The sequence below is a fragment of the Qipengyuania citrea genome, from assembly GCF_024171405.1.
In the GTDB taxonomy this organism is placed as follows: domain Bacteria; phylum Pseudomonadota; class Alphaproteobacteria; order Sphingomonadales; family Sphingomonadaceae; genus Qipengyuania; species Qipengyuania profunda.
The window spans coordinates 928,607-953,664 of record NZ_JALJZT010000002.1 but is presented as its reverse complement, the minus strand read 5'-3'; the positions used below and the strand labels follow the sequence as shown (position 1 = coordinate 953,664).

Here is a 25,058-nt window from a genome sequence, read left to right as displayed (position 1 = left end):
CGCAGGAGATACGCGCGATGGGCCTTTTCGACAGCATCCTCAGCCAGGTCGGTGACAATCCGACCGTGACCAACATGGCAGAGAAATTCGGCATCGATCCCGAACTCGCGGCGAAGGCCGTCGCGGCGCTGGGCGAGGCGCATCAGGATCCGGGCGACACGATCGAGGTCGCTTCGGCCAAGACCGGGATGGACACGCAGTTGCTCGAACAGATCCGCGATGCGATCGGCGGCGAAGGCTCGCTGGCCAAGTTTGCCAGCATGCTCGACCTCGATGGCGACGGCAATCCGCTCGACGATATCGCCGGAATGGCCAGCGGACTGTTCGGCAAGAAGTAGCCGCGGCTCAGACCGTGCTGGCGGGCACCGCCAGCCGGTCGAGATAGCTCCAGATCCGGCTCACCACGACCGAGCCTTCGCCAACCGCGCTGGCAACGCGCTTGACCGATCCCGAGCGCACGTCGCCAACCGCGAAGACGCCGTCGGTGGCGGTTTCGTACGGCGTCTCGCGCCCGACCTGCGCGCCGGTCTTCACGAAGCCGCGGTCATCGGTTTCCACTAGGCCCGACAGCCAGCCGGTATTGGGCGCGGCACCGATCATCACGAACAGCGCGCGCGTGTCGATCACGCGGTCGCCCGCGGGGGTGGTGAAGGTCACGGCTTCGAGATGGCTATCGCCATGCAGATCGGTGATCTCGGTGTCGTAATGGATCTGGATCGCCGGGTCGGCTTCCAGCCGCTGCGTGAGATAGTTCGACATCGACGCGGCCAGGCTGTCGCCGCGGACGACAACGTGGACACAGGTCGCGGTGCGGCTGAGATACATTGCCGCCTGCCCCGCCGAATTGCCGCCGCCAACCACCACCGCTTCGGTGTTGTGGCAGAAACGTGCCTCCATATCGGTCGCGGCATAGAATATCCCCGCGCCTTCGAACGCCTCCAGCCGGTCGAGCGGCAGGCGGCGGTATTGCACCCCGGTGGCGACCAGCACCGCTTTGGCGCAAACCTCGTCGCCATCGTCCAGTTGCGCGCAAAACGTCCCGTCGCCGCGCCGGACCAGCCCCTCGACGCTGCGCGGCATGGCGAAGCGCGTGCCGAATTTCATTGCCTGGATCTGCCCGCGATAGACGAGGTCGGCCCCGCTGATCCCGGTGGGGAAGCCCATGTAATTCTCGATCCGGCTGCTGGTGCCCGCCTGCCCGCCGATCGCGGTGTCTTCGATTGTCAGCGCGCACAGCCCTTCGCTACCCGCATAGACCGATGCGGCCACACCCGCGGGGCCGCCGCCGACGATCAGCAGGTCGTAAAGCGTCTCGCGGCAGACATCCAAATCGAGATGGAGATATTGCGCCACCTTGCGCGGAGTGGGGTCGTCGAGCACGCGGTCCTGGCCCAGGATGACGCTGGGGCGGTGACCGGTAAGGTTGCAGGCAGCCAGCGTTTCACTGTCGCTCCCGTCGAGATCGAGGCTCTCGAACGGGATGCGGTTGCGACTGAGGAACTGTTCGACCTTCTGTACCGCCCCGTCGCGGTCTGCGCCGATCAGCTTGACCGCGCTGTTCTTCAGCTCGAACTGCCGCCGCCGCCGGGCGGAAAACACGCCGATGACATGGTCCGACAATTCGGGCACGCGCGCCATCAGGTCGAGCATCGCCTGACGCGGGACTTCGAGCGTACGGGTCGGCTTGGCCGCGCGCATCGGAAGGATGTTCGCCCCTGCGTTGAGGAAGGCAATCTCACCCATGAACTGCGTCGGGCCGATCGAGCTTTCCATCAGCCGGTTGCGCGAGCGCGGATCGACCACCTCGATTTCGCCTTCGAGGACATAGACGAAGCTGTCCATCGGATCGCCCGCCTCGACCACCACTTCGCCCTCGGCATAGGTCCTGATCCGGCCCAGCCGGTGCAACGCGGCGACATGATGGTCGGCCAGCGGCACGCGCGGCATGGTCTCGAGGTTTTCGCCCAATGCTTCCATGGCTCGGTTCGCTACTCCCAGTCGCCAGCGGCTTCAATATTTGCCATCGCGTCCGCAGCGTCAGAGGCTGCCGCCGCGGCCTCGCTTGCGGCGCCGGACCCCGATGCTCTTCCTGCGATTTCCGCCTGGACCTGCTCTGAATAGCAGAATTCATCGATCCCAGGCTCGCCGGACCCGATCATCTCCTTGCAGCGATAGGCCGCCATGGCCTCGGGGATCAGGCGCAGCGGTTCGCGCGAAGCATTCCCTTCGGCAATCACATCGCGCATGATGGCGATCTGCCTTGCCAACCACAAACGGTCCTTGGCTTCGCGATAGGCATTCCAGCCAGCCTCTTTCTTATCCGGAACCTCGACAGCGAGCACGGCCAGCGGAATGGTCTCCAGCGTCAGGAGTGCCTCGTCGAACGACCGAGTCTCGCGGTATGCATTGGCGAGCAGGTAGCGCAGTGCAAGCGTATCGAGGTCTGCGCCATCGACCTCGACCAGCGCGGCCCGTGCGATAAAGGCTTCGAGATAACGCTTCCGCAAGGCCGGATCGCGATCGGTCTGCCAGGTTGCGCGCATGAGCAGCCAGGGCTCCGGCAGCTCGATGGCAAGCCGATCCTCGATCCACTGCGCCCGGAAATAGTCGGTTTCATCGTGCAACGCGCGGTAGTCGTTGCTTGCGATCAGCGTCTCGAGCTGTGCGACCTCCTGCGGCGTGAACTCGCGGTACATAACCAGCTTGTTGCCGGGACATTCGGGAAGCGGGCCGGGGAAGACCCAGCTACCATAGGGTTTTCCATCGGGCCGCGATCCCCAGGTCGAATAGCTGGCGGTCGCGGTGTGTTCGAATTGCTCGCCGCCAACCGCGCACGTCACCTCGACCTGATAGGGGCTGCTGGCCGTGGCCTCGCTTCCCGTTGCGAGTGCGACCGCTACCGATGATGCAGCGATGAGCTGCGCGGGCCCGCGAGAGATCATGCGCCCGCCCTTGCGATATAGCGGCCGACGTTCTTTTCCAGCACATCCATCGGGACATTGCCGCCCAGCACCACCGCGTCGTTGAACGCCTTGAAGTCATAGGCTGACCCGAGCGCCGCCTGTGCCCGCGCGCGCTGGTCGACGATGCGGCTGTGGCCCAGCTTGTAGCCGGTCGCCTGTCCGGGCCAGCTGCAATAGCGATCGACCTCGCTCTCGACCTCCGCGGGCTTGCTGCCATTGCGCGTGACGAAGAAATCGACCGCCTTCGCGCGGCTCCAGCCCTTGGCGTGCAGACCGGTATCCACCACCATGCGGCAGGCGCGAAAGGCGAGGCTCTGCAGATAGCCCAGCCGGCCGACCTCGAACCCGTCATAGGCGCCCAGCTCGTCTGCGATCTGCTCGCCATAGAGCGCCCAGCCTTCGCTGAACGGATTGAAGGCGAGGATCGAGCGGATCAGCGGCAGGCGGTTCGAATATTCGCCTTCCCAGACGTGGCCCGGGATCGTCTCGTGATAGGTGAGATCGGCGAGGTCGTATTTGCGGTGCAGATCGGTGCTGCGCAGATTGATCCAGAAGCGGCCGGGGATGCTGCCGTCCTTGCTGCCCGCGCCGCCATAGGCGCCCGGCGCACCGACTTCCTCGGCCGGGGGGATGCGGCGCACCTCCATGTTCGGATCGACCAGCGTGTTGAAGGCGCGCGGCATCTGCGCCTTGATCCACTCGACCCGCTCGGCGATGAAATCCATGATCTCGGCGCGGCCGGGGTCGCCCTCGGCGAATTTGTAGCGCGGGTCGGCGGCCAGCGCCTGCATGCGTTCGCCCACCGAGCCGCTGGTATAGCCGATGCTGCGCAGGATCGGATCCATGCGCGCATGCAGCGTTTCGAGTTCCTCGAGGCCCTGCCGGTGAACCTCATCGGCCGACAGGCGCGTGGTCGTGCTCGAACGCAGCGCCCAGGCATAGAATTCCTCGCCGTGTGGGCGCGCGGACATGCCCGGCGCATCGCTGGCGACGGCGCGTTCGGCACGCAGTTCCTCGAGCTGGCGGGTCAGCGCTTCGGCGATCGGTCCGCTTTCGAGTGCCAGCGCGCGATTGGCGTGGCTTTCGGGCATGCCTGCGGCCTGCAGTTTGGTGCGCAGATCGTCGGCGAACAGCTCACCCTTGCCAGCGCTGGCGATGGTCTGTTCCATCTGGCGCAGCGCCTTGTCGAGCAGGAAGGCGGGCGGGACCACGCCCATGCCGCGTGCCTGGCGGATCCGCGCCAGCTCGCCATCGAATGTGGCGGGCATCGCTTCCATGCGTTCGATATAGGCGTCGGCATCGTCGCCATGCTCGAGCTTGTGGTTCGACTGCATGAAGCGCGGCAGCGCCAGATATTCGCCGACGTTCTGGATCACCACATAGGGCGCAGTGCGCCAATTGCCGACCGGCGTATCGCCATAGGGCAGCGCAAAGCCGTCGAGCGCAAGTTCATAGGCGCTTTCGACGACATCGAGGCTGGTCACCGTCGCGCTGTCGAGACCATCGCGCGGCTGCGCACGCACCCGGTCGAGATCCTGCCTGAGCGTCGCGGCATAGGCGGCCTGGCCCGCGGGCGACTGGTCTTCGAGCTTGCCGCGCAAATTATAATAGCGGCCGGTGTCCACCCCCAGCGCGGTCGCCCGTTCGGGTTCGTGCGCGAGCAGATTGTAGCCGACCACTTCGAGCAGGCGCTGCGCACCGATCGCCTGCGCGCGGGCGATCGCCTCGGGCCGCGCGGTGGCGGCGCATCCCGACAGGGCAAGGGCGGAGGTTGCGCCAAGGCCGGCAAGGGCCTGGCGGCGGGTGATGGCGGTGCTGGTCTGGGTCATGCCCACGGGTGTGCTTCCCGCGTGCAAGCCTGTCAAATCAATCGAGGAATTCGGGCGGGACCTTGCCGCCATTGGCGGCCAACTCGTTCATGACGCGGCGGTGCAGCCAGATATTGTCCTCGGCGCTGCCGGCATAATCCTCGCGGCCCATCTCGACGGCGAGCGCCTTGCGGCTTTCGTAATCGGAATCGACCCCGATCAGCTTCATCAGATCGACGATGGAGGTGCGCCAGTTGAGCGTGTCGGCGCCGGGCATATTGTCGAGATTGTTCTCGATATCGACCACCGGCCTGGCCTTCTGTTCGACCACCGGGGCATCGGCCCAGGCATTGCCGGTCGGCTTGGGCGCGGGTTTGGGGGTGTCCTGCGCTTCGGCCTTCTTGCCGAAAACCGCGTCCTTGATCTTGCCGAAAATGCTCATGCTGCCGTCTCCTTCATCTGTTCGAACGGGTAGAGCGTCGCCGCGTTCCGGTTTGATGACTTGCGGCGGCGGGGCAGCGGGCTATGGGAAAGGCATGCTCGACACCGTGCTTTCGATCACCGTCCTGGCCGCGATCCTCCTGCTGGTGGGCGCCTTCTTTCTCTGGCGGCGGACCGGCAACGTAAAAAATGCGCTGCTGATGGTGCTGCTGGCCGCGGTTGCGCTGGCCAATGTGGCGATCTGGGTGTTGCCCGATGCAAAGGGCGAGGCCCCGCTCGACAAGCTCGAGCAGGACCCCGGGTAAAGCGCGACTATTTAGGCAGCTGCCAGAGCACTGCGCCTGAGTAGCTGCTCGCCACCGCCTCGCCCGTCCCGCTGCGCGCGGGTTCGAACCGCGCACGCTGCGTGACCAGCGTGCAGGTCGCCGTATCGAGCACGCCATGGCCGGTCGAACCGGTGACGGTGCAATCGGTAACGCGCCCGTTTGCCGCAATCTCGAGCCGGAACCGCGCCAGGCCGGTCAGTTCGCGCCTGACCCAGCTCGGGCGATAGTCATCGGTCGATAGCCACGCCGCCGGATCGTTTCTCGGCTTGGCCCCGACCGGGGTGAAGCTGCTGATCGGTTCGGGTTTGGCGGCTTCCTTGCCATATGGAAAATCCACAGGTGGGAAGGTCGGCATGGGCAGCGGTTTGAGCCGGGTCGACGCAGTGTTCGTGATGTCGATCGGGGGCACCGGCGGTTTCGGAACTGGCTGGGCAGTGTCGCGGGGGGTCGGCTGCACCTGTTCGGGGGGCTTGGGCGGAGGCGGGGGCGGGTCGATCGGGATATTGGTCGCGTCGATCGGCGTGATGATATCGGGCACCGTACCGCTCACGGTGAGCCCGGCGACAAGGATCGCGCCGATGGCGGCGTGAACCCCGATCACCGCCGCCATGCTGGCGGGCGAGGGCCCGCGGGTCTGGTCGGTATAGGACATGGTGTTGCTCCTCTTCCATGCGGGAGGCTTTGATGCCTCCTCACATGAAAGATGTTACAACATTACTATCCTTGGACGAAGCGATTTCGCGTTGCATTACGCAACCTTAGTCGTTTCGAACGCCGGGTGTGGCCCGCATCCGGGGCCGCCCGATCACTTGATCGGACAGCTCGGGTCGAGACGGAAGTCGAGATAATTGTCGACCGACTTCATCAGCTCTTCCTGCTCGTTTTCGAAGAAGTGGTTCGCGCGCGGAATTTCTTCGTGATGCACGGTAATGTGCTTCTGCGTCCGCAGTTTCTCGACCAGCTTGGTCACCGCCTGCGGCTGGACCACCGTGTCCTGCGCGCCGTGGATGAAGATGCCGCTGGCGGGGCAGGGGGCAAGGAAGGAGAAATCGTACATGCTCGCGGGCGCACCGATGCTGATCCAGCCGCGGATCTCGGGGCGGCGCATGAGCAGCTGCATGCCGATCAGCGCGCCGAAGCTGACGCCGGCGACCCAGGTCACCTGCGCTTCGGGGTGGACCTGCTGCATCCAGTCGAGCGCGCTGGCGGCATCGGACAATTCGCCGACGCCATTGTCGAAGCTGCCCTGGCTGCGCCCGACGCCGCGGAAATTGAACCGCAGCGTGGCGAAACCGCGATTGACGAAAGTCTTGTAGAGCCGCTGCGTGATCTGCTCGTTCATCGTCCCGCCGCCCTGCGGGTGCGGATGGAGGATCATCGCCACCGGTGCGCGCGGGCGCGGGGCGGGGGAGAAACGGCCTTCGAGGCGGCCTTCGGGGCCGGGAAAGATCACGGTCGGCATGGAGAGGTATACCCTGTCGGAAAATGTCGGGGCGCGGGCACCCCCGGCTTGAACCGGATGAAGCTTTGCGCGAAGTGGCGCGCTATATAGTGATTAACACCCATTTCGCAATATTTTCGAGCATCCGCCATTTCCACGCCCTTCTATCTCGACCATGCCGCCACCACGCCGCTGCGCCCACAAGCGCTGCAGGCGATGCAAGACGGCTTCGCGCTCTGGGCCAATCCGAGCAGCCCGCATGCCGCCGGGCGCAAGGCGCGCAGCCTGCTCGAAGACGCGCGCGAGCGGGTGAAGGCGGCGCTCGGCTGGCAGGGCGAGGTGATCTTTACTTCGAGCGCAAGCGAGGCGGCGGCGCTGGCGCTGGGCCATGCGCAGGCTGGTGCGCGCCTGGTGGCCTCGGTCGAACATGACTGCGTGCTGCAGGCTGCTCTCGCCGCGGAACGCCTGCCGGTGCGGAGCGACGGCGCGCTCGATCTCGAAGTGCTGACCGAGGCAGTCCAGCGCGAGCGCCCGCTGGTGGCGGTGCAACAGGTCAATTCGGAAACCGGCAATCGCCAGGATCTCGCCGCCATCGGCGGTATCGTCCACCAGGCCGGGGGGCTGCTGCTCGCCGATTGCGCGCAAGGTGCGGGCCGCTTCGCGCTGCCGTCCTGCGACATGGCGATTATCTCGGCGCACAAATTCGGCGGGCCGATCGGCGTCGGGGCCTTGCTGGTCAAGGACTATGCCGTGCTTGCCCCTTCCGGCGGGCAGGAGCGCGGCTATCGGCGCGGGACCGAGAACTTGCCCGGGGTGATGGGCATGGCGGCGGCGCTCGAGGCTTGCGGTGATCTCTATGTCGATCCGCAGGTGCTCGAACCGCTCGACGCGCTGGCCGGGGAATGCCGCAGGATCGGCGGCACCTGGCTGTCCGACCGCCTGTCCGACCCGACCCCCTATATCCGCGCGATCGCCATGCCCAAGATGAGCGCCACCGCGCAGGTGATGCGCTTCGACATGGCGGGGATCGCTGTGTCGCAGGGCAGCGCGTGCTCCAGCGGGACGATGAAGACCAGCCGCGTGCTCGAAGCGATGCAGGTCGAACCGGACATCGCCGCCAATACCATCCGCGTGTCGGTGGGCTGGAATACCACCCGCGCGGAGGTGGAGCGCTTCTGCGAGGTCTGGCTTGATCTGGCCGGTGCATAGCCGACCAGCCCTTGCGGGTGGCCGCAGGCTCCGCGCCAATCCAGCCCGGCCAGAACTGGATGGCTTCGCTTTGCGCGCAATGACTGTATGAGAGCCCTGTGATCTATCTCGACTACCAGGCCACCACCCCGCTTGCGCCCGAAGCGCGCGATGCGATGCTGCGCTGGCTCGACGGACCCGGCGGGACCGGCTTCGGCAATCCGCACAGCGCGCACCGCATGGGGCGTCAGGCGAAGGCGGCAATCGAGCTGGCGCGCGACCAAATCGCCGCGCTCTTGCCCGCGGGTGGCCGCGTGATCTTCACTTCGGGCGCGACCGAGGCGCTCAACCTCGCGATCCGCGGGTCGGGCGAGGGCGGCACCGTATCCTACTCCGCGATCGAGCATTCGGCGGTCGGCGATACCGCGCAAGCTGCGGGCAAGAGCCATGTGCTCAATGTCGCGAGCAACGGCCAGTGCAACACGAAGCAGGACCTGCCCGCCGACACGCGGCTGGTCTGCGTGATGCAGGTCAATAACGAGATCGGCACGATCCAGCCGACGATCGAATGGCATCGCAAGGCCAAGCAGCACAATGCGCTGTTCCTGTGCGACGCCGTGCAGGCCTATGGCCGGATCGCAGTGACCGGTGCGGACATGATCGCGATTTCGGCGCACAAGTTCCACGGCCCCAAGGGCGTCGGTGCGCTGTGGCTGCGCGACGGGGTCGATCTGCACGAGGTGCAGACCGGCGGCGGGCAGGAATTCGGCCTGCGTTCGGGCACGCTCAGCCCCGCGCTGATCGCCGGAATGGGCGCGGCGGCTGCCGAGGCGAGGGACCGGGTGGAGCAGGACCGCGACCATATCGATGCGCTGTGGACGCGCGCGCGCAGCCTGTTCGGAGACTGGACGCTCAACGGCAGCGAGGACGCGCGCTGGCCCGGCAATCTCAACATCCGCCGCAATGGGCTCGATGTGAACCGGCTGATGAGCGATGTCCGCGACGTGATGTTTTCCGCCGGTAGTGCCTGCGCCAGCGGCTCGGGCCGTCCCAGCCACGTGCTGAAGGCCATCGGCCTGTCCGACAGGGAGGCGAAAAGCTCGATCCGGCTCGGCTTCGGGCGCTACACCACCATGGAAGAGATCGAGGAAGCGGCGGGCAAGATCAACGCTGCAGCGGAGGCGCAAGGGCTGTGAAGATCGAATTCGTTACCGCGACCGACGAGGTGGTGACCGCCGAGGCCGAACCCGGCGACAACCTCCTGCGTGTGGCGCAGGCCGCGGGGCTCCCGCTCGAGGGAACCTGCGAAGGCCAGATGGCCTGTTCGACCTGCCATGTGATCGTCGAACCCCACTGGTTCGACCTGCTCCATGAAGCCAGCGAGGAGGAAGAGGACATGCTCGACCTCGCCGCCGGCGTCGCGCGCACCAGCCGCCTGTCCTGCCAGATCGACCTCACCCCCGAACTCGACGGGCTGAAAGTACGCATCCCTGCCGAAAGCTACGATATGAGCCGCTAGGCCGGCGGTCAGGCTTCTTCGGCCGCCGTCAGATCCATCCGCACTTCGCGTTCGCGGGGAAGATAGGCAGGGACCGGTTCGCGCTCGGCCGCAGCATCCATTTCCGAAGCGGCGCGCAGCATGTGTTCGCGCAGCCGGCAATGCATGTCCCACCCGCATTTCGGATCGGTCGAGCGGGCCATGAAGCGCACCGTCATCGCCTGCGCGTTCTGCGCGATGACCTGGCATTTCGCGTCTTCGGGATCGACGACATCCTCGTCATTCTCCACGAACTCGCGGAACGGCCGGCGCAGCGCCTCGACATCGGCACGGTTGTCGAATTCCAGCTCGACATGCATCATCAGCCGCGATTCCTGCTTGGTCCAGTTCTCGAAACTGTCGCTGGTGAAATCGCTGACCGGCGCGATCAGGCGGCGTTCGTCCCAGGTCCGCAGCCGCAGATGGGTGAAGCCGATCTTTTCGACATAACACCATTGCCCGTCATAGCGGATCGCATCGCCGATCCGGGCGGTCTGGGCGAAAGCGATCTGCACGCTCGCCATGATATCGCCCAGCACCTTGCGCGCGGCAAAGGCCAGCACGAGGCCCAGGATGCCCGCCGAGGCCATGATCGAGAACCCTAGCGTGCTCGACAGATTGCTGGCGACCAGCAGGAAGCCGATGCCGGCCAGCAGGATCATGACGGTCACGATCCGCCGGATCGCGCTCATCTTGGTGTAGAAATTGCGGTCGGGATTGTTCTCGGGGGATTCCAGTTCATCGGTGCGCTGCGAGGTCGCGAAATCGAACAGCGCCTCGATCACCGACAGCGCGATGCCGACGATGGCCGCGATGATCAGCACCAGCTGGAGCGGATCGAGCAGGTCCTTGACCGGGCCCGACAGGCGGAACAGCGTCAGTCGCACCAGCGCAAAGGTGCCCGCGAAGGCCAGCAGCGTGGCGGGAACGTGGATCGCCTGCCACACGCCATAGAGCCGCGAATCCTCTTCCTGCCGGCGCCGCAAGCGAGCGATGCCCAGATAGGTCAGCGCTGCCGCCAGCGCCGCCACGAACAGAATCAGCGGCAGCGCAATCGCTTCCCACCACGCCAGCGTCCAGAACGCCTGCTGGCGGAGTACGGGGGGCAGGCTCTTCTCGAACCGGGTCGGCCCGTAAATATCGTAGAGCGCGGGGACATTCTCGACCGTCTGGCGGCTGAAGACCCATACCGGTTCGCCTCCCGGCGCCTGCACGCGGGCAAGCCGGATCGGGACCGTGCGATTGGCCAGTTCGAGATGGCCGATGGTCAGCGAACGGCGCGCAACCCCCGCCATCGGGTCCTTCGAGGTGGTGGTGGTGTCGACCGCGTCGGGGCGGTCGGGCAGTAAGGCCCAGTCGAACGCGACCGACCGGTGCATGAGGTCGTAGAGCCGCGCAGCGAAGCGGTCCGGATCGCGCTCCGCCGCATCGACATTCGCCAGATCGAGCGCCGCGGCGGCGCGCGTCCAGTCCTCCTCCGCGCCTGCGGCCATGAAGCTTTCCATGAGCCCCATCGGTGTATCGAGATCGAGCGGGATCCGGCCGGCGGGCGTGCCGTTGTCGAGCCGCTCCACCTCATAGACGAAGGCTTTCGAATCCTCCGCGACCGTGCGATCGGATTGGGCGACCGCCTGTAAGGCGAACAGCGCGTAGAACAGCGCGATGAGCGCGCGGATGAAGCTGGTGTGACGATTGCCCATGCGGTCCGAATGCACCGCGGCTGCGATTGGTCCCGAACAAACAAAACCCCGCTACGCGAGCGCAGCGGGGTCATGCTTCAAATTGTCGTATGGCTCAGGCGGCTTCGAGCTCGTCATCCGCAACGGTTTCGCCCAGCATGTCGATCAACGCCTTGCTGAAGGCGGGGATGTCGTCGGGGTTACGGCTGGTAATGAACTTGCCATCGGTGGCGACTTCCTGGTCGATCACATTGGCACCCGCATTCTTGAGATCGGTGCGGATCGAGGGCCAGCTGGTGACGGTCTTGCCGTCGATCAGGCCGGCTTCGGCCAGCAGCCACGGGGCATGGCAGATCGCCGCGATGGGCTTGTCCGCCAGGGCGAATTCGCGGACGATGGCGACTGCGCGCTCGTTCATGCGCAGGATGTCGGGGTTCATCTGGCCACCCGGTAGCAGCAGCGCATCGTAGCCATCGCAATTCTCGATCGCATCGACCGTCTTGTCGACCGCGACGCTTTCGCCCCAATCCTTCTGGTCCCAGCCGCGGATCGAGCCTTCCTCGAGGCTGACGACTTCGGTTTCGATGCCGGCCTTTTCGAGATTGGCCTTGGGCTTCATCAGTTCGGACTGTTCGAAGCCATCGGTGGCGAGGATCATTACGCGCTTTGTCATAGGGGAACTCCTTGATTTGATGTTGCCCTTGCAACGCGTGGGGAAAGCGCACCGTTCCGTTCTTCTAGGTAGGGCGTGGCGGTGATAGGGCGGATCGCATGGCCGCTAACGACACCACTCTCGACAGTGAAAAAGACCCGTTCGACGCGATTGTCGATGCCCCGTTCGATTCGGCGCTGTCCGAGCGCTATCTCGTCTATGCGCTGAGCACGATTACCGCGCGCTCGCTGCCCGACCTGCGTGACGGGCTCAAGCCGGTCCATCGCCGCCTGCTGTGGACCATGCGGCAGCTCAAGCTCGACCCTTCCAGCGGCTTCAAGAAATCGGCGCGCGTGGTGGGCGAGGTGATCGGCAAGTACCACCCGCATGGCGACACCGCGGCCTATGACGCGATGGTCCGCCTCGCGCAGGATTTCTCGCTGCGGTATCCGCTGGTCGAAGGGCAGGGCAATTTCGGCAATATCGACGGCGATAACGCGGCTGCCTACCGCTATACCGAAGCCCGCCTGACGAAGACCGCGATGCGCCTGATGGAAGGTCTCGACGCGGGCACGGTCGATTTCATCCCGACCTACAATAACGAGGAAGAAGAGCCGGAGATCATGCCCGGCCTGTTCCCCAATCTGCTGGCCAATGGTGCCAGCGGCATCGCGGTGGGCATGGCGACCAATATCCCGAGCCACAATGTCGCGGAGATCGTCGATGCGACGCTTGAGGTGATCGACAATCCGCATGTCGAACATGCGCGGCTGATGGAATTGTTTAAGGGCCCCGATTTCGCCACTGGCGGGATCGTTGCCGAAAGCGCCGAGACGGTCGCCGCCGCTTACGAGACCGGGCGCGGGTCGTTCCGCGTGCGCGGCAGCTTCCACGCCGCCGAAGCCGAAAAGGCGGAAGACCGCGAGGCGGGGATCGAGCGGCTTGGCAGCGGGCAATGGCAGCTGGTCATCAGCGAAATCCCCTACCAGGTCGCCAAGGGCAAGCTGATCGAGCAGATCGCCGCCGCGATCGGCGATCGCAAGCTGCCGATCCTCGAGGATGTGCGCGATGAAAGCGACGAGCAGATCCGCATCGTGCTGGTCCCGCGCAGCCGCAATGTCGATCCCGACCTGCTCAAGGAAAGCCTCTACAAGCTGACCGATATGGAAACGCGCTTCGGGCTCAATCTCAACGTGCTCGACGCCAGCCGCACGCCGATGGTGATGGGGCTCAAGGAGCTGCTCAACCACTGGATCGCCAGCCAGATCGATATCCTCCAACGGCGCAGCCAGCACCGGCTCGACCAGATCGCGCGGCGGCTGGAGTTGGTCGAAGGCTATATCATCGCCTTCCTCAACCTCGACCGGGTGATCGAGATCATCCGCACCGAGGACGATCCCAAAACGGTGATGATGGAGGAGTTCAAGCTGACCGACCGGCAGGTCGAGGCGATCCTCAACATGCGGCTGCGGTCGCTGCGCAAGCTGGAAGAAATGCAGCTGCGCGGCGAGAAGGACGATCTGCTCAAGGAGCAGGACGAACTCGAGAAGCTGCTCGGTTCGCCCGCCCGCCAGCGCACGCGGCTGAAGCGCGATCTGGGGGCGCTGCGCAAGGAATACGGCCCCGACACCGCGCTCGGCCGCCGCCGCACCGCGATCGAGGAAGCGGCGCCCGCGGTGGAATTCAGCATGGATGCGATGATCGAGAAGGAGCCGGTGACGGTGATCCTGTCGCAAAAGGGCTGGGTCCGCGGGGCCAAGGGGCATCTGCCGCTCGACCAGGAGTTCAAATACAAGGAAGGCGACGGGCCGGCCTTCGTCTTCCACGCGCAGACGACCGACAAATTGCTGCTGGCGACCGACAAGGGCCGGTTCTTCACGCTGGGCGCGGACAAGCTGCCCGGCGCGCGCGGCTTTGGCGAACCGGTGCGCAACACGCTCGATATCGACGCCAGCGCGCAGATCATGACGGTGATCGTGCACAAGCCGGGGCAGCGGCTGCTGCTCGCCGCCGATACCGGCAAGGGCTTTGGGGCGACCACCGACGATCTGCTCGCCGAAACGCGCAAGGGGCGCCAGGTGGTCAATCTCAAGGACGGTGCGAAGCTGGTCGTCGCGCGCGCGATCGCCGAAGGGCACGATCATGTCGCCGTGGTCGGCGACAATCGCAAGCTGGTGGTGTTCAACCTCGAGGAACTGCCCGAACTCGCCCGCGGACAAGGGGTGACGCTGCAACGCTATCGCGATGGCGGGCTGGCTGATGCGACCACCTTCCGGCTCGAGGACGGCCTGTCATGGCAGATGGGCGGCAAGGGCGACCGCACCCGTACCGAGGGCGAGATGTGGCAATGGAAAGTCGCGCGCGGCGGCGCCGGCCGCCTCCCGCCGCAGGGCTTCCCGCGGGATAACAAGTTTGGTTGAGGTTTGTCGGGTGCGGTCAGGACATCCGTCCTGACCTTGCTGTTCCGTCCCACGCCCCCTCCCGGCCACCCACGGCACGGTATTCTATGGGTGGCCGGGAGGGGGGGCGTGGGACGGAACAGCCGCAAGCTGGCGGCGGATGCCGCTAGCGCACGCAGAAGAGACGCACCCAACAAAAAAGCCGGAGACGATCGCTCGTCCCCGGCCTTCATGCGACCCTTGAAGGGCTGTCGTATTATTCGCCAGCGCTTTCGGCAGCCGGGGCCGATGCAGCCATCGCGGCATCGATCTGGGCATTGGTCATCAACGCCATCAGCGCGCCGTCGGGCGCAGCGGCGAAATGTTCGCGCAGCAGCGTGATCTTGTTGGTTTCGTCACCGCCGCGGGCGATGATGACATTGTCGCCTTCGATCTCGAGCACGGTGCCGAGCGGCGCATTCTTGGCGGTCACGGCTTCGGCGCCGACAACCAGCGCGGCGTCGCGCTTGGCCATGGCTTCCTGATGCGCGGCCTCCAGCATGCCGACGATCTGCGCCTTGGTGGCGTTGAGCGTGGCGCCCTGTTCACCGGTGCCGAAAGCAGCCGCCGGGACCGGGGCCTTCATGCCGTCGACCACGAGGACCGCGGTTTCGCCTTCGACGCTTTCGACCGTGCCGATTTCGACGCCGTCATTGCCATAAACGGTGGCGCCGGCGGTCACACCGGCGGCAGCTTCCTGCGCGGTAGCGACGCCCGGGGCGACAGCGGCGGTGGTGGTGAGGGCAACGGCGGCGAGCGCCAGTTTCGCGATTTTCATATGCAACTCCAAGGCTTGTTATTCGGAACTCGCGGCTCTCCCACACGCGAAACGCGCGATCGAGCCGACTAAACTGGAAAGAGCGGACGAGAATGGTGATCTGCGCCCCCCGCAGTCCCCCAGGGGAGAACGGCTTCTCTATTTCACGGATTGCATCATTTCGCAACCGCGGGGCATTTATGGTGCATTGCACCTTAAGCCACGCTGAAGCCGTGCGAAGGCGGGGTTCAGCGCGCGGCCAGCTCTTCGTCGAGCAGTTGCTCGACCCGTTCGCGGGAGGGGAAACGCTCCGCCACCCAGCGCTTTTCGATGCACTGCAACATCCGCGCGACCTCGGGCCCCCTGGCGACGCCGCGGGCGACGATCTCGCCGCCCTTGAGCGGGAAGGCGGGGGCCTCCCAGTCGATGATCGGGGCCGGATCGGCCCCGCCGATCAGCAGGCGGTCCACCGCGCATTCGCGCCCGACCATATAGGCAAGCCCCTGCGGATGCGCTGCGTCCTGCGGCTCGCGCCGGGCGATACAGGTCAGCCGGCTGCGCTGGCTGCGCGAAAGGCGCAGGCGTGCAGCCACTGTCTCCGCGACCGGAACGATGGGGGGCAGCAGCGCGGCCATCCGGCGCATGGCTGCGGGGGCGATTGCGGCGCTGCGTTCGGCATCGACAAGCCGGGCGAGCTGCGCGACCTCGCGCCGGCCGCTTTCGGGGAGCACTTCCTGCAGCACGCCCAATTCGCGCATCCGGTCCACCGTGGCCGCGGGATCGGGCAGCGCGAGCAGGTTCTGCAACTCCCAGCCCACGCGTTCGCGGCTGAGGCCCTTGAGCGTGGGCGCCAGCTCGCTGCAGGCGCGGCTCGCTTCCGCATCCCAATCGTCGCCGAAGCGCGTGGCGAAGCGGAAATAGCGCAGGATGCGCAGATGGTCTTCGCGGATCCGGGTTGCGGCATCGCCGATGAAGCGCACGCGATGCGCGGCCAGATCGTCCAGCCCGCCGAAATAGTCGTCGATCGCCAGCGTTTCGGGGTGGGCATAGAGCGCGTTGATGGTGAAATCGCGCCGCGCTGCATCGTCGCGCCAATCTTCGGAGAAGGCGATCGTCGCGCGCCGGCCATCGGTCGCCACATCGCGGCGCAGGGTGGTGATCTCGACCGGGCCATCCTCGAGGATGGCGGTCACCGTGCCGTGGTCGATCCCGGTGGGCACGGTGCGGATACCCGCAGACCGACAGCGATCGATCACGGTTGCGGGCAGGTGGCGCGTGGCGGCATCGATATCGTTGGCGGGATAGCCCAGCAGCGTGTCGCGAACGCAGCCGCCGACCCAGCGCAGATCCTCCGCGCCCAGCGCCTCGACCAGCTTCGCGAGGCTGGCACGCTGCGTCCATTCGGCCTGCGGAAGGTGCTCAGTCATCCTGCGCCCGCAGCCATTCGACCCGGCGCGACAGGTTCCAGCAGATCGCCGCGGTAACGCCCCAGATCCGGTAGCCGTCATGGTTCATTTCGAGATATTCGCGCATCGCGCCTTTCCAGAACACCGAATTGCGGCTCCATTGCGATGCATCCATCAGCTTGTCGAGCGGGCATTCGAACCAGCTTTCGACCTCGCGCGGATCGGGGCGGATGGGCAGGTCATGCGGCACCGTGGCGAGCACCGGGGTGATGTCGAAACCGGTCCCGGTCTGGTAGCGGTCGGTGGTCCCGATCAGGCGGACGTGCTCAGGCTCGATCGACAGTTCTTCCCATGCTTCGCGCAGCGCCGCCTGCACTGCGTCCTCGCCATGGTCGAGCTTGCCCCCGGGAAAGGCGACCTGGCCGGGATGGTCGCGCATGGTGCGTGGGCGCTGGGTCAGGAGAACGGTCGGATTGGGCTGCTCGGTCACCGCGATCAGCACCGCCGCGTCGGCGGTGCGGCTGGCATCGGCAAAACGGCTGTCGGACAGCAAATCGTCGAATTCGCGCGTATGCCCCTGCTGGAACAGCGTGGTCAGCCGATCGAAGATCGCGCTCATGCGGGCAGGAGCGAGTAGGTTTCGCCGCCGCTGGCCACGGTCCAGTCGTCGCCCCGCGCCAGCGCAATGCGCGCGAGCTGTTCATAGGTCGAACGGTTGAGCCGCGCTTCGCAGCCGCGCCTCACGTGCAGATAGAGCGCGGGACTATCGGGATCGCCCGCCGCGCGGATCGCATGGCCCGGACCCGCCACCACCAGTTCGTCGGTATTGAGCCGGAAGGCGAGGTCGCCTTCGGTCTCGGACACGTCGGTCGCGATGAAACAGGCATCGTCCACCGCGATCGACAGCTTCTGATAGGGCACGACGAGCCAGTAGCTGCCATCGTCCTCGCGATTGAGCAGGCCGGCAAAGGCGCGGACCATGCCCCCCCGCCTGATCGGCGAGCCCTCGTGATACCAGGTGCCATCGGCGGCGATGCGCATATGGCTGTCGTCGGTATTGTCGGGCGACCATTGCTCGACCGGGGGCAGCTTGCGCGCGGCAACCGCTTCCGCGATCTGGGCCAGCGACATTCCGGCAAGTTCGGGGGGCGGAGTATAGGGCACGACGCGAGCGATGGCAGAACACTCCCGCTCACTCAATACCCCGTCGCCTCTGCGCAGACGGGGGCCCGGATGCCTTCACGTCAGCTCATCAGGCGAGGTTATCTGGATCCCTGCCTGCGCAGGGATGACGGCGCAAAGATGGCGTCTGTTCGCGGCTGACTGCGTCAGTCGCTGCGCAGCCAAGGGAAGCGCGGCTGCGCTTCACGCACGCATCAGGAATTCCACGGCCCCAGCATGCCCTCGGCAGGCAGCACCGCCGGATTGCCCGTGCGCGCCAGCAGCCGGTCCCGGTCGTAGGGGCCGGGGCAGTGCCAGCCGCCCGTATGATCGGCCAAGAAGCCCCAGCGGTCGTAATAGTCGGGATCGCCGATCATCACTTGCGGCAGCGGGGCTGCGCCCTCTTCGAAGCCTGCGTCGATGGCGCCGAGGCTGGCGGCCATCAGCGCCTTGCCGAAGCCTTCGCCCTGTCGCCCGGGCATGACCGCGACGGGGCCGACCATGATCATCGGGTGTGCGCGGCCCTTGGGGTCAGTCAGCGCCACCGGCCACAGCTGGATCGTCCCGGCGAGGTAATCCTCGTCGTCGAGCGCAGCGAAACTCGCGCCTTCGAGCCAGTCCATCCCCGCGCGGATGCGATAGGCGGTGCGTGCATGCCGCTCCTCGCCGAACGCCGCGTCGAGCAATTGCTCGACCAGCGCCGGATCGATTGCGGAAAGGGGGACGAGGCTAGCCATGGGCCGCGCCGATTAGGGCTGCCCATGGCCGGTGTCGATCAATTTCGCCTTATCAGGGGCGAAGTTCCAGCAGCCGTCCGCCGTCGCCGTCTTCGAGCACCCACAGCGCACCATCGGGTCCTTCGACGATCTGCCGGATACGGTTGTCCATATCATAGCGGGCGGTCTCGCGCGCCGTGTCGCCATCGGTTGCGACGCGCACGATCGCTTCGGTCTTGAGGCCCGCGATCAGCAGATCGCCCGCCAGCCCGTCGAACAGGTCGCCGGTGTAGAAGATCATGTTTCCGGGCGCGATGACCGGCGTCCAGCTTACTGCGGGCTTGGCAAAGCCGTCATCCGCCGAATGGTCGGGAATGTCCGAGCCGTCGTAGTTCACCCCGTTCGACCGCACCGGCCAGCCGTAGTTCTGGCCGCGCCGGACGAGATTGAGTTCGTCACCGCCCTTGGGGCCGTGCTCGACTTCCCACAATTGCCCCTGCGCATCGAAATCGATGCCGAGGATGTTGCGATGACCCATCGACCAGATATCGGGCAGCGCCCCGCCGATCGCCCCATCGCCTGCGGGGCTGCCATCGAGGGTGAGCCGGACGATCTTGCCCAGATGGCTCTGCTTGTCCTGCGCGGGGGTCTGTTTCTGGCGTTCGCCGCTGGCGACGAACAGGTGCTGCTCGTCGGGGCTCAGCACCAGGCGATGCGAATAATGACCGCGTCCGGAAACCTTGGGGGTCTGGCGCCAGATGACCTCGAGGCCGTCAATGCGGCAGCTGTCCGATGCTGCGCAGACCAGTTCGCCGCGACCCACGGCCGCGCCGCGCGTATCGCCTTCGCCGGCTTCCGCCCAGCTGAGATAGATCGCGCGGCGACCGATGGTGGAGGCGCTTTGCGACGGCAGGAAGGCGACATCGCCAAGCCCGCCCTGACCGCCGTAATCGACTTCGGGCAGGCCGGTGACGGGGATGACCCGGTCGTTTGCCGTATCGACGATCTTCGCCGTGCCCGCCTTTTCGGTGACGAACAGCATCGCGGTACCCGGGACGAAGGCCGCCGCCCATGGTTCGGCGAAACTCCCGTGTTCGGTGGTTACGAAGCCGCCGTCCCATGTGCCGCCGGTCTCGCCCGAAGGCGATGCCTGCGTCGGCGGGCTATCCCCCGATCCGGTGGAGCCGCAGCTTGAAGCGAGCAGGAGGGGCGATAAAGTGGCGGCAAGGATTGAGGTCTTTTTCATGTTCAGTGCAACTCCCGAACGAGGGCTTGGTGCCGCGCCATTGGTGATCGGCGTCGACGAGGCGGGGCGCGGGCCCCTGGCCGGTCCGGTTGTCGCAGCCGCGGTGGTGCTATGCAAGCCATGCCCTGGCGGGCTCGACGATTCCAAGCGGCTTTCACCCAAGAAACGCGCGGCGCTCGAGCCGCAGATCATGGCGCGCTGTGCGTGGGGCCTGGCGGTGGTGGAGCCGGCGGAGATCGACCGGCTCAATATCTTCAACGCGACCATGCTGGCGATGACCGTGGCGGTGTCGCGGCTGGTCGCGGCGCTGGGGTGCGAACCCGAAGCGGTGCTGATCGACGGGAACATGACCCCGCACGGGCGTCATCCCGAGTGGCGCTGGGCACAGGCCCGGCCGATCGTCGGCGGTGACGGCAAGGAGAGGTGTATCGGCGCCGCCTCGATCATCGCCAAGGAACATCGCGATGCGCTGATGCGCGCTGCGGCCGCGCGGCACCCGCATTACGGGTGGGAACGCAATGCCGGCTATGGCACCGCCGAACATGTCGAGGCACTGCGCGTGCATGGGCCCACGCCCTTGCACAGGCGCAGTTTTGCGCCCGTGGCGCAGGCGGATCTGTTTACGAGTAGGGTGGCGTAGGGACGCCGACTTCGCGCTCGGCGAGATCGCGGGCTTCGGCTTCGCGCGCTTCGGCCTTGGCGGTTTCGATCTTCTTGCGCTGCCGCGCTACGGCGCGGGCCTGATCGGCTAGCGCCTGCCAGGTCGCTTCGGACCGCAAGGCGCGATCGCGGACATTATCCAGCGTCGCCGCCTTGGCCTCCGCTGCGGATTCGGCAGCACGGGTTGAATAGAATTCGTAGGTCGGATTCGCCATCGATCATCTCCGTTGCTGCAGAAGGGATGGGCTGCGCGGCGTCATCCGTGGGGACGACGCCGCGCGGCCGCGTGAGATCAATCGGCAGCCGAGAGGTTCACGGCGCTTGCCTTGCCATTACGGCCGGTTTCGACTTCGTAATTGAGGCGCTGTTCCTTATCGAGCGACTGCATGCCGGCGGCCTGCACTGCGCTGATGTGGACGAAGCTGTCGTCCGAACCGTCGTCGGGCTGGATGAAGCCATAGCCCTTGTCGGTGTTGAAGAATTTTACGGTTCCGGTCTTGCTCATGATGGTTCCTTTCGAGAACGCGAGAGGTTGCCGCGCCACAACATGTGGAGCGGTCGTGCTTAAAATCGTCCAATGAAAGGAAGTCGTCGTCTGGTTTGCGCCGGGGCTACTGAAAGCAAGCGGCGGTCGTCAAAACCCGAAGTCCGTCGCATAATTCGACGTCAGCAATTATGCACTAGCACGCGCGCCTGCCGATACCAAACGCTTATTTGCGCGGCTGGTCGCTGCCGGTGGCTCCGGCGCTCGGTTGACCTTGTTCGATCAGCGCATGCCATTCGGCGATCTGGCGGTCGATTTCCGGATCGCTGCCGACCCACGGCAGGGCATCGTTGGCGGGCGCGGGGTCCTGTTTGCGACGCGAGACGCGGAACAGGTTCGACAGGCGGTCGGCGAGTTTCATGGGCAGGCTCCTTGCGGATAGCACAACAACCCGGCCCGAGTGGCGGGGGCTGTAGCTAGAAGGCGGAAAGGAGGCGGGTGCCCTTTGCCAGGGGACCCCCAGACCCGTCGTTCGCGACCGGTAGCAGCAGCGCTTGTACCACAGCGCAGGCCGATCGCCTAAGAAATGCTGCGAAGGCCGCGCGATAGAGTCCTCGCGGCCACACCGCAGCATCTTGAGTCCGCAGATTCGCGGGGGACTCAACATGTTGTAGCGGACACCTTCTGTTCTCTCTGGGCATTCCGCCGCACCTCGCGGCGCGCGGAATATTGGTGCTTGACCGCGACTCCGTTTGGACTCACCCTGTGGATAACTCAGGACAGGGATGCATATGATGGGGGTCATCGAGACCACGAAGAGTCGCGCGAAAGCGGCTGTAAAACCGGCCGAAACGCCGCGCGAACTGCTGCCGCTCGGGCGCATTCTCGATGGCGACTGCGTCGAAGCCATGCGCTCGCTCCCCACCGCTTCGGTCGACCTCGTCTTCGCCGACCCGCCCTACAATCTCCAGCTCGGCGGCGATCTCAACCGGCCCGACGGCAGCCATGTCGATGCGGTGACCGATCACTGGGACCAGTTCGACAGTTTCAAGATCTACGATGATTTCACCCGCGAATGGCTGACCGAGGCCAAGCGCGTGCTCAAGCCCGATGGCGGGCTGTGGGTGATCGGCAGCTATCACAACATCTACCGCGTCGGCGCGATCCTGCAGGACCTGGGCTTCTGGATCCTCAACGACATCGTCTGGCGCAAGTCCAACCCGATGCCCAATTTCCGCGGCACGCGCTTTACCAATGCGCATGAAACGCTGCTGTGGTGCAGCCAGGGCGAAAAGGCCAAGTACCATTTCAACTACCGCGCGATGAAAACGCTCAACGACGAGCTGCAGATGCGCAGCGACTGGGTCCTGCCGATCTGCAACGGCGCCGAACGGCTGAAAGAGGGCGGCCACAAGGTCCACCCGACGCAGAAGCCCGAAAGCCTGCTCTACCGCGTGCTGCTCTCCACCACCGAGCGCGGCGACGTGGTGCTCGACCCTTTCTTCGGCACCGGCACCACCGGCGCGGTGGCCAAGCGGCTGGGCCGCGAATGGATCGGCTGCGAACGCGAAGGCAATTACCGTGACGCCGCGATCAAGCGGATCGAGAAGGAACTCCCGCTCGACGAAAGCGCGCTCACCACGATGCAGGCGGGCCGCAGCGCGCCCAAAGTGGCCTTCGGCGCGCTGGTCGAAAACGGCTTCATCAAGCCCGGCACGCAAGTGTTCGACAAGAAACGCCGCTGGACCGCCACCGTCCGCGCCGACGGCTCGCTCGCGCATGAGAAACAGACCGGCAGCATCCACGGCCTCGGCAAGGAGCTGCAAGGCGCGCCCAGCTGCAACGGCTGGACCTTCTGGCACTACGAAGTCGAAGGAGAAGCCAAGCCGATCGACGCCGCGCGGCAGCTATACCTGCTGGCGGTGGAGGACTGATCCTCTTGCGCGGCCTCGCCGGATAGCGCGCGCATCCCCCGGCCGCTTGGCGGACCGGGGGGCGCCACGCCTCAGCCGGTGATGAATTCCAGCATGTCCGCGTTGAGCTGCTCGGCGTTCACCGTCAGCATGCCGTGCGACAGGCCCGGGTAGGTCTTGAGCGTGCCGTTTGCGAGCAAGCCAACCGCCTTGTGCGCCGAGGCGGCGATCGGCACGATCTGGTCGTCCTCGCCGTGCAGCACCAGCGTGGGCACGGTGATCGCCTGCAGATCCCCGGTCTGGTCGGTCTCGGAGAACGCCTCGATCCCGTCGTAATGCGCCTTGGCGCCGCCCATCATGCCCTGGCGCCACCAGTTCTGGATGACGCCTTCCATCGTCTCCGCATCCTCGCGGTTGAAGCCGTAGAAGGGGCCTGCGGGAACGTCGCGGAAGAATTGCGCGCGATTGCCCGCCAGCGCGGCGCGGAAACCGTCGAACACTTCGCGCGGCGTGCCTTCCGGATTGTCGTCGGTTTTCAGCATCAGCGGCGGGACCGCGGCGACGAGCACCGCCTTGGCCACGCGCCCCTCGGGCTCGCCATGGCGGGCGACGTAGCGCGCGACTTCGCCGCCGCCGGTCGAATGGCCGATATGCACCGCATTGCGCAGGTCGAGCGCGGCCGCCACGGCTGCGGCATCCGCGGCATAATGATCCATGTCGTGACCGTGATCGACCTGCGCCGAGCGGCCATGCCCGCGGCGGTCATGCGCGACAACGCGGAAACCATGCGACAGGAAGAACAGCATCTGCGCGTCCCAGTCGTCGGAACTGAGCGGCCAGCCATGATGGAACACGATCGGCTGCGCCTCCTTGGGGCCCCAATCCTTGTAGAAGATTTCGACATCGTCCTGAGTGGTGACAAACGGCATTTCCGGTCTCCTTTGCGTGTGGGAGGGTGAAATACGGCAAGCATGGGTGGCGAACGGCCGCTGTCGGCCCGAGTCGCAGGCGGCAGGATACGCCTGTCGGGTGTCGTTTCCGCGGCTAATTGTCGGCGCGCGCAGTAATTACGAATGCACAGCACCAAGCAGCGCGTGAAACGGATATGGCTGGGCCTTCTGGCACTTCGCACAGGACGTCGTAATCAAACCCATCGGCGCCGCGCGCGCCAGCTCAACTGGCGGTGGTGAAATATGATTAGGCAGACCCAACGGGAGTTGCATGTCCCCGCTCGGCAGAGGCCCATGCCGGTGGCCGAACGTCATTGGGCCGCTAGCCTGCAAGAGGGGGCATTCGGGCCTTGAATCATGGTTTCTGGCTTTTAGTTCTGTTTTGCCGCGCGTGCGAGTTCGCGGGCGAGATCAACAAAGACCTTGACCGCCGCAGGTGGGTTGCGACGACTAGGATAATAGAGGCACAAGGGCGCAAGCGCGGGGGTCCAGTTTTCCAGAACCTGCACCATCCTCCCCGCATCGATGTCGGACCGGACATCCGATTCCATGAAGAACCCGAAGCCGACATTCTCGAGGACGGCCATGCGAGCCACGCTTGCCTCATCGAGGATGATCGGACCTCGGACATCGACTTGCGTTGGCTGGCCCTGGGATTCGAAATGCCAGCGGTACATTGCTCCGTTCGGAAGGCGTATGCGGATACATACATGAGAGAGTAGGTCTGCCGGTACTTGCGGGCGTTCTCGTTCAGCCAGATATGCTGGGGAAGCCACCACGACGTACCGCCTGGCTGGAGTGATCGGAATGGCGATCATGTCTGACGGAACCAGGTCCCGGCTCCTTACACCGAAGTCGAAGCCGGCTGCGACGATGTCGGTAAGATTGCCCTCCGTGACCAGATCGATATGGACCTCGGGAAAGCGTCTCAGGAACTCCAAGACGAGTGGTGCCATGATCTCGCGAGCGGCAGTGGGGAAAGTGTTGATCCGCAATGTCCCGGAAGGTGTGTCCTGCTGCGATCGGACGGTGTCGAGCGCTTGATGGACGTCCCGTAAGGCGGGGGTGACCTGATCGACAAACCGGCGGCCTGCTTCTGTCAAAGCAACGCTACGGGTCGTACGATTGAACAAGCGAACACCCAACTGGCTCTCCAGCTTGGCGATTGCGCTGCTCAATGCGCTAGTCGAGATCCCCAGATCGACCGCTGCTGCGCGAAACGATGCTTTGCGACCAATCGCAAGGACGGCTTCGAAATCGCTCAAGCTGTAGCCGCTCATTGTCCTCAAAAT

27 protein-coding genes are annotated in these 25,058 nt (G+C 65.5%); 8 read left to right on the top strand and 19 right to left on the bottom strand.

Features of this window, described 5'->3' with window-relative positions:
• Window positions 1-17: 17 nt before the first annotated feature.
• Window positions 18-338, top strand: coding sequence for a hypothetical protein (locus J2S32_RS05660; protein WP_253517916.1), 321 nt, complete (start codon window positions 18-20; stop codon window positions 336-338).
• A 7-nt stretch (window positions 339-345) separates the two neighbouring features.
• On the opposite strand, the gene J2S32_RS05655 is transcribed toward J2S32_RS05660, so the two are convergent.
• Genes J2S32_RS05655 through J2S32_RS05640 form a run of 4 tightly spaced genes read right to left on the bottom strand, consistent with a single transcriptional unit; the run spans window position 346 to window position 5,213 of the window.
• Window positions 346-1,977 (bottom strand): FAD-dependent oxidoreductase, encoded by a 1,632-nt coding sequence (locus J2S32_RS05655; RefSeq protein ID WP_253517913.1) that lies wholly within the window; start codon window positions 1,975-1,977, stop codon window positions 346-348.
• Window positions 1,978-1,988: 11 nt separating this feature from the next.
• The gene (locus J2S32_RS05650) at window positions 1,989-2,942 is read right to left on the bottom strand and encodes a hypothetical protein (RefSeq protein WP_253517910.1); all 954 of its coding nucleotides are present in this window, start codon (window positions 2,940-2,942) and stop codon (window positions 1,989-1,991) included.
• Window positions 2,939-4,792, bottom strand: coding sequence for a DUF885 domain-containing protein (locus J2S32_RS05645; RefSeq protein ID WP_253517907.1), 1,854 nt, complete (start codon window positions 4,790-4,792; stop codon window positions 2,939-2,941). The genes J2S32_RS05650 and J2S32_RS05645 overlap by 4 nt, the downstream gene beginning before the upstream one ends.
• Before the next feature lie 37 nt (window positions 4,793-4,829).
• Window positions 4,830-5,213 carry a DUF3597 domain-containing protein gene (locus tag J2S32_RS05640; RefSeq protein WP_253517903.1) on the bottom strand — a complete coding sequence of 128 codons (384 nt, stop codon included), beginning with the start codon at window positions 5,211-5,213 and terminating at the stop codon, window positions 4,830-4,832.
• A 94-nt stretch (window positions 5,214-5,307) separates the two neighbouring features.
• Between J2S32_RS05640 and J2S32_RS05635 the strand changes: the two genes are divergently transcribed.
• Entirely contained in the window at window positions 5,308-5,517 is a 210-nt protein-coding gene (locus J2S32_RS05635) for a hypothetical protein (protein WP_253517900.1), read from the top strand.
• Between the two features lie 7 nt (window positions 5,518-5,524).
• On the opposite strand, the gene J2S32_RS05630 is transcribed toward J2S32_RS05635, so the two are convergent.
• On the bottom strand, window positions 5,525-6,190 hold the full coding sequence (locus J2S32_RS05630) for an energy transducer TonB (RefSeq protein ID WP_253517897.1): 666 nt from the start codon (window positions 6,188-6,190) through the stop codon (window positions 5,525-5,527).
• A gap of 153 nt (window positions 6,191-6,343) precedes the next feature.
• Window positions 6,344-7,000: an alpha/beta hydrolase gene (locus J2S32_RS05625; RefSeq protein WP_253517895.1), complete on the bottom strand. Its 657-nt coding sequence runs from the start codon at window positions 6,998-7,000 to the stop codon at window positions 6,344-6,346.
• Window positions 7,001-7,129: 129 nt separating this feature from the next.
• Between J2S32_RS05625 and J2S32_RS05620 the strand changes: the two genes are divergently transcribed.
• The 3 genes from J2S32_RS05620 to J2S32_RS05610 all read left to right on the top strand — a co-directional run bounded on the left by J2S32_RS05620 (window position 7,130) and on the right by J2S32_RS05610 (window position 9,686).
• Window positions 7,130-8,188: a cysteine desulfurase family protein gene (locus J2S32_RS05620; RefSeq protein ID WP_367398989.1), complete on the top strand. Its 1,059-nt coding sequence runs from the start codon at window positions 7,130-7,132 to the stop codon at window positions 8,186-8,188.
• 98 nt (window positions 8,189-8,286) lie between these two features.
• On the top strand, window positions 8,287-9,363 hold the full coding sequence (locus J2S32_RS05615) for a cysteine desulfurase family protein (protein ID WP_253517888.1): 1,077 nt from the start codon (window positions 8,287-8,289) through the stop codon (window positions 9,361-9,363).
• Window positions 9,360-9,686: a 2Fe-2S iron-sulfur cluster-binding protein gene (locus tag J2S32_RS05610; RefSeq protein ID WP_253517884.1), complete on the top strand. Its 327-nt coding sequence runs from the start codon at window positions 9,360-9,362 to the stop codon at window positions 9,684-9,686. Before J2S32_RS05615 ends, J2S32_RS05610 begins: the two co-directional genes overlap by 4 nt.
• An 8-nt stretch (window positions 9,687-9,694) precedes the next feature.
• On the opposite strand, the gene J2S32_RS05605 is transcribed toward J2S32_RS05610, so the two are convergent.
• Together J2S32_RS05605 and J2S32_RS05600 are read right to left on the bottom strand one after the other, a co-directional pair.
• Complete coding sequence (locus J2S32_RS05605; protein ID WP_253517880.1) at window positions 9,695-11,404, bottom strand: mechanosensitive ion channel family protein; 1,710 nt, start codon at window positions 11,402-11,404, stop codon at window positions 9,695-9,697.
• Between the two features lie 94 nt (window positions 11,405-11,498).
• The gene (locus J2S32_RS05600) at window positions 11,499-12,056 is read right to left on the bottom strand and encodes a type 1 glutamine amidotransferase domain-containing protein (RefSeq protein ID WP_253517877.1); all 558 of its coding nucleotides are present in this window, start codon (window positions 12,054-12,056) and stop codon (window positions 11,499-11,501) included.
• Between the two features lie 98 nt (window positions 12,057-12,154).
• On the opposite strand from J2S32_RS05600, the gene parC reads away from it, so the two are divergent.
• A complete protein-coding gene (gene parC / locus J2S32_RS05595) occupies window positions 12,155-14,455 on the top strand; it encodes a DNA topoisomerase IV subunit A (protein ID WP_253517874.1) in 2,301 nt (766 codons plus the stop codon).
• 235 nt (window positions 14,456-14,690) lie between these two features.
• Here the strand turns inward: parC and J2S32_RS05590 are convergent, their stop codons facing one another.
• The 6 genes from J2S32_RS05590 to J2S32_RS05565 form a co-directional block, all read right to left on the bottom strand.
• On the bottom strand, window positions 14,691-15,251 hold the full coding sequence (locus J2S32_RS05590) for a hypothetical protein (RefSeq protein WP_253517871.1): 561 nt from the start codon (window positions 15,249-15,251) through the stop codon (window positions 14,691-14,693).
• Between the two features lie 227 nt (window positions 15,252-15,478).
• A complete protein-coding gene (locus J2S32_RS05585) occupies window positions 15,479-16,657 on the bottom strand; it encodes a CCA tRNA nucleotidyltransferase (RefSeq protein ID WP_253517868.1) in 1,179 nt (392 codons plus the stop codon).
• Window positions 16,650-17,255 (bottom strand): CoA pyrophosphatase, encoded by a 606-nt coding sequence (locus J2S32_RS05580; protein WP_253517865.1) that lies wholly within the window; start codon window positions 17,253-17,255, stop codon window positions 16,650-16,652. The genes J2S32_RS05585 and J2S32_RS05580 overlap by 8 nt, the downstream gene beginning before the upstream one ends.
• Complete coding sequence (locus tag J2S32_RS05575; RefSeq protein WP_253517830.1) at window positions 17,252-17,800, bottom strand: DUF1285 domain-containing protein; 549 nt, start codon at window positions 17,798-17,800, stop codon at window positions 17,252-17,254. The genes J2S32_RS05580 and J2S32_RS05575 overlap by 4 nt, the downstream gene beginning before the upstream one ends.
• Window positions 17,801-18,012: 212 nt before the next feature.
• A complete protein-coding gene (locus J2S32_RS05570) occupies window positions 18,013-18,534 on the bottom strand; it encodes a GNAT family N-acetyltransferase (protein ID WP_253517826.1) in 522 nt (173 codons plus the stop codon).
• A gap of 52 nt (window positions 18,535-18,586) precedes the next feature.
• Window positions 18,587-19,759, bottom strand: coding sequence for a PQQ-dependent sugar dehydrogenase (locus J2S32_RS05565; RefSeq protein ID WP_253517823.1), 1,173 nt, complete (start codon window positions 19,757-19,759; stop codon window positions 18,587-18,589).
• On the opposite strand from J2S32_RS05565, the gene J2S32_RS05560 reads away from it, so the two are divergent.
• On the top strand, window positions 19,758-20,399 hold the full coding sequence (locus tag J2S32_RS05560; RefSeq protein WP_253517820.1) for a ribonuclease HII: 642 nt from the start codon (window positions 19,758-19,760) through the stop codon (window positions 20,397-20,399). The two genes, J2S32_RS05565 and J2S32_RS05560, sit on opposite strands and share 2 nt — an antisense overlap.
• Here J2S32_RS05560 and J2S32_RS05555 read toward each other — a convergent pair.
• From J2S32_RS05555 to J2S32_RS05545, 3 genes are all read right to left on the bottom strand, one after another.
• Window positions 20,380-20,634, bottom strand: a complete 255-nt coding sequence (locus tag J2S32_RS05555) for a hypothetical protein (RefSeq protein ID WP_253517784.1) — start codon at window positions 20,632-20,634, stop codon at window positions 20,380-20,382. The genes J2S32_RS05560 and J2S32_RS05555 overlap by 20 nt on opposite strands.
• Before the next feature lie 77 nt (window positions 20,635-20,711).
• Window positions 20,712-20,924, bottom strand: coding sequence for a cold-shock protein (locus J2S32_RS05550; RefSeq protein WP_253517780.1), 213 nt, complete (start codon window positions 20,922-20,924; stop codon window positions 20,712-20,714).
• A gap of 205 nt (window positions 20,925-21,129) precedes the next feature.
• Window positions 21,130-21,324, bottom strand: a complete 195-nt coding sequence (locus tag J2S32_RS05545) for a hypothetical protein (protein ID WP_253517777.1) — start codon at window positions 21,322-21,324, stop codon at window positions 21,130-21,132.
• A gap of 373 nt (window positions 21,325-21,697) precedes the next feature.
• On the opposite strand from J2S32_RS05545, the gene J2S32_RS05540 reads away from it, so the two are divergent.
• Window positions 21,698-22,837 (top strand): site-specific DNA-methyltransferase, encoded by a 1,140-nt coding sequence (locus J2S32_RS05540; RefSeq protein ID WP_301299051.1) that lies wholly within the window; start codon window positions 21,698-21,700, stop codon window positions 22,835-22,837.
• 71 nt (window positions 22,838-22,908) lie between these two features.
• Here the strand turns inward: J2S32_RS05540 and J2S32_RS05535 are convergent, their stop codons facing one another.
• Window positions 22,909-23,745, bottom strand: a complete 837-nt coding sequence (locus J2S32_RS05535) for an alpha/beta fold hydrolase (RefSeq protein WP_253517773.1) — start codon at window positions 23,743-23,745, stop codon at window positions 22,909-22,911.
• A gap of 392 nt (window positions 23,746-24,137) precedes the next feature.
• A complete protein-coding gene (locus J2S32_RS05530; protein ID WP_253517768.1) occupies window positions 24,138-25,046 on the bottom strand; it encodes a LysR family transcriptional regulator in 909 nt (302 codons plus the stop codon).
• Window positions 25,047-25,058 lie beyond the last annotated feature (12 nt).

Excerpts from the sequence above, each read along its gene's own strand:
- J2S32_RS05660 (WP_253517916.1), top strand. The coding sequence starts at position 18 with ATGGGCCTTTTCGACAGCATCCTCAGCCAGGTCGGTGACAATCCGACC.
- J2S32_RS05655 (WP_253517913.1), bottom strand. The coding sequence starts at position 1,977 with ATGGAAGCATTGGGCGAAAACCTCGAGACCATGCCGCGCGTGCCGCTG.
- J2S32_RS05650 (WP_253517910.1), bottom strand. The coding sequence starts at position 2,942 with ATGATCTCTCGCGGGCCCGCGCAGCTCATCGCTGCATCATCGGTAGCG.
- J2S32_RS05645 (WP_253517907.1), bottom strand. The coding sequence starts at position 4,792 with ATGACCCAGACCAGCACCGCCATCACCCGCCGCCAGGCCCTTGCCGGC.
- J2S32_RS05640 (WP_253517903.1), bottom strand. The coding sequence starts at position 5,213 with ATGAGCATTTTCGGCAAGATCAAGGACGCGGTTTTCGGCAAGAAGGCC.
- J2S32_RS05635 (WP_253517900.1), top strand. The coding sequence starts at position 5,308 with ATGCTCGACACCGTGCTTTCGATCACCGTCCTGGCCGCGATCCTCCTG.
- J2S32_RS05630 (WP_253517897.1), bottom strand. The coding sequence starts at position 6,190 with ATGTCCTATACCGACCAGACCCGCGGGCCCTCGCCCGCCAGCATGGCG.
- J2S32_RS05625 (WP_253517895.1), bottom strand. The coding sequence starts at position 7,000 with ATGCCGACCGTGATCTTTCCCGGCCCCGAAGGCCGCCTCGAAGGCCGT.
- J2S32_RS05605 (WP_253517880.1), bottom strand. The coding sequence starts at position 11,404 with ATGGGCAATCGTCACACCAGCTTCATCCGCGCGCTCATCGCGCTGTTC.
- J2S32_RS05600 (WP_253517877.1), bottom strand. The coding sequence starts at position 12,056 with ATGACAAAGCGCGTAATGATCCTCGCCACCGATGGCTTCGAACAGTCC.
- parC (WP_253517874.1), top strand. The coding sequence starts at position 12,155 with ATGGCCGCTAACGACACCACTCTCGACAGTGAAAAAGACCCGTTCGAC.
- J2S32_RS05590 (WP_253517871.1), bottom strand. The coding sequence starts at position 15,251 with ATGAAAATCGCGAAACTGGCGCTCGCCGCCGTTGCCCTCACCACCACC.
- J2S32_RS05585 (WP_253517868.1), bottom strand. The coding sequence starts at position 16,657 with ATGACTGAGCACCTTCCGCAGGCCGAATGGACGCAGCGTGCCAGCCTC.
- J2S32_RS05580 (WP_253517865.1), bottom strand. The coding sequence starts at position 17,255 with ATGAGCGCGATCTTCGATCGGCTGACCACGCTGTTCCAGCAGGGGCAT.
- J2S32_RS05570 (WP_253517826.1), bottom strand. The coding sequence starts at position 18,534 with ATGGCTAGCCTCGTCCCCCTTTCCGCAATCGATCCGGCGCTGGTCGAG.
- J2S32_RS05560 (WP_253517820.1), top strand. The coding sequence starts at position 19,758 with ATGTTCAGTGCAACTCCCGAACGAGGGCTTGGTGCCGCGCCATTGGTG.
- J2S32_RS05565 (WP_253517823.1), bottom strand. The coding sequence starts at position 19,759 with ATGAAAAAGACCTCAATCCTTGCCGCCACTTTATCGCCCCTCCTGCTC.
- J2S32_RS05555 (WP_253517784.1), bottom strand. The coding sequence starts at position 20,634 with ATGGCGAATCCGACCTACGAATTCTATTCAACCCGTGCTGCCGAATCC.
- J2S32_RS05550 (WP_253517780.1), bottom strand. The coding sequence starts at position 20,924 with ATGAGCAAGACCGGAACCGTAAAATTCTTCAACACCGACAAGGGCTAT.
- J2S32_RS05545 (WP_253517777.1), bottom strand. The coding sequence starts at position 21,324 with ATGAAACTCGCCGACCGCCTGTCGAACCTGTTCCGCGTCTCGCGTCGC.
- J2S32_RS05540 (WP_301299051.1), top strand. The coding sequence starts at position 21,698 with ATGGGGGTCATCGAGACCACGAAGAGTCGCGCGAAAGCGGCTGTAAAA.
- J2S32_RS05535 (WP_253517773.1), bottom strand. The coding sequence starts at position 23,745 with ATGCCGTTTGTCACCACTCAGGACGATGTCGAAATCTTCTACAAGGAT.
- J2S32_RS05530 (WP_253517768.1), bottom strand. The coding sequence starts at position 25,046 with ATGAGCGGCTACAGCTTGAGCGATTTCGAAGCCGTCCTTGCGATTGGT.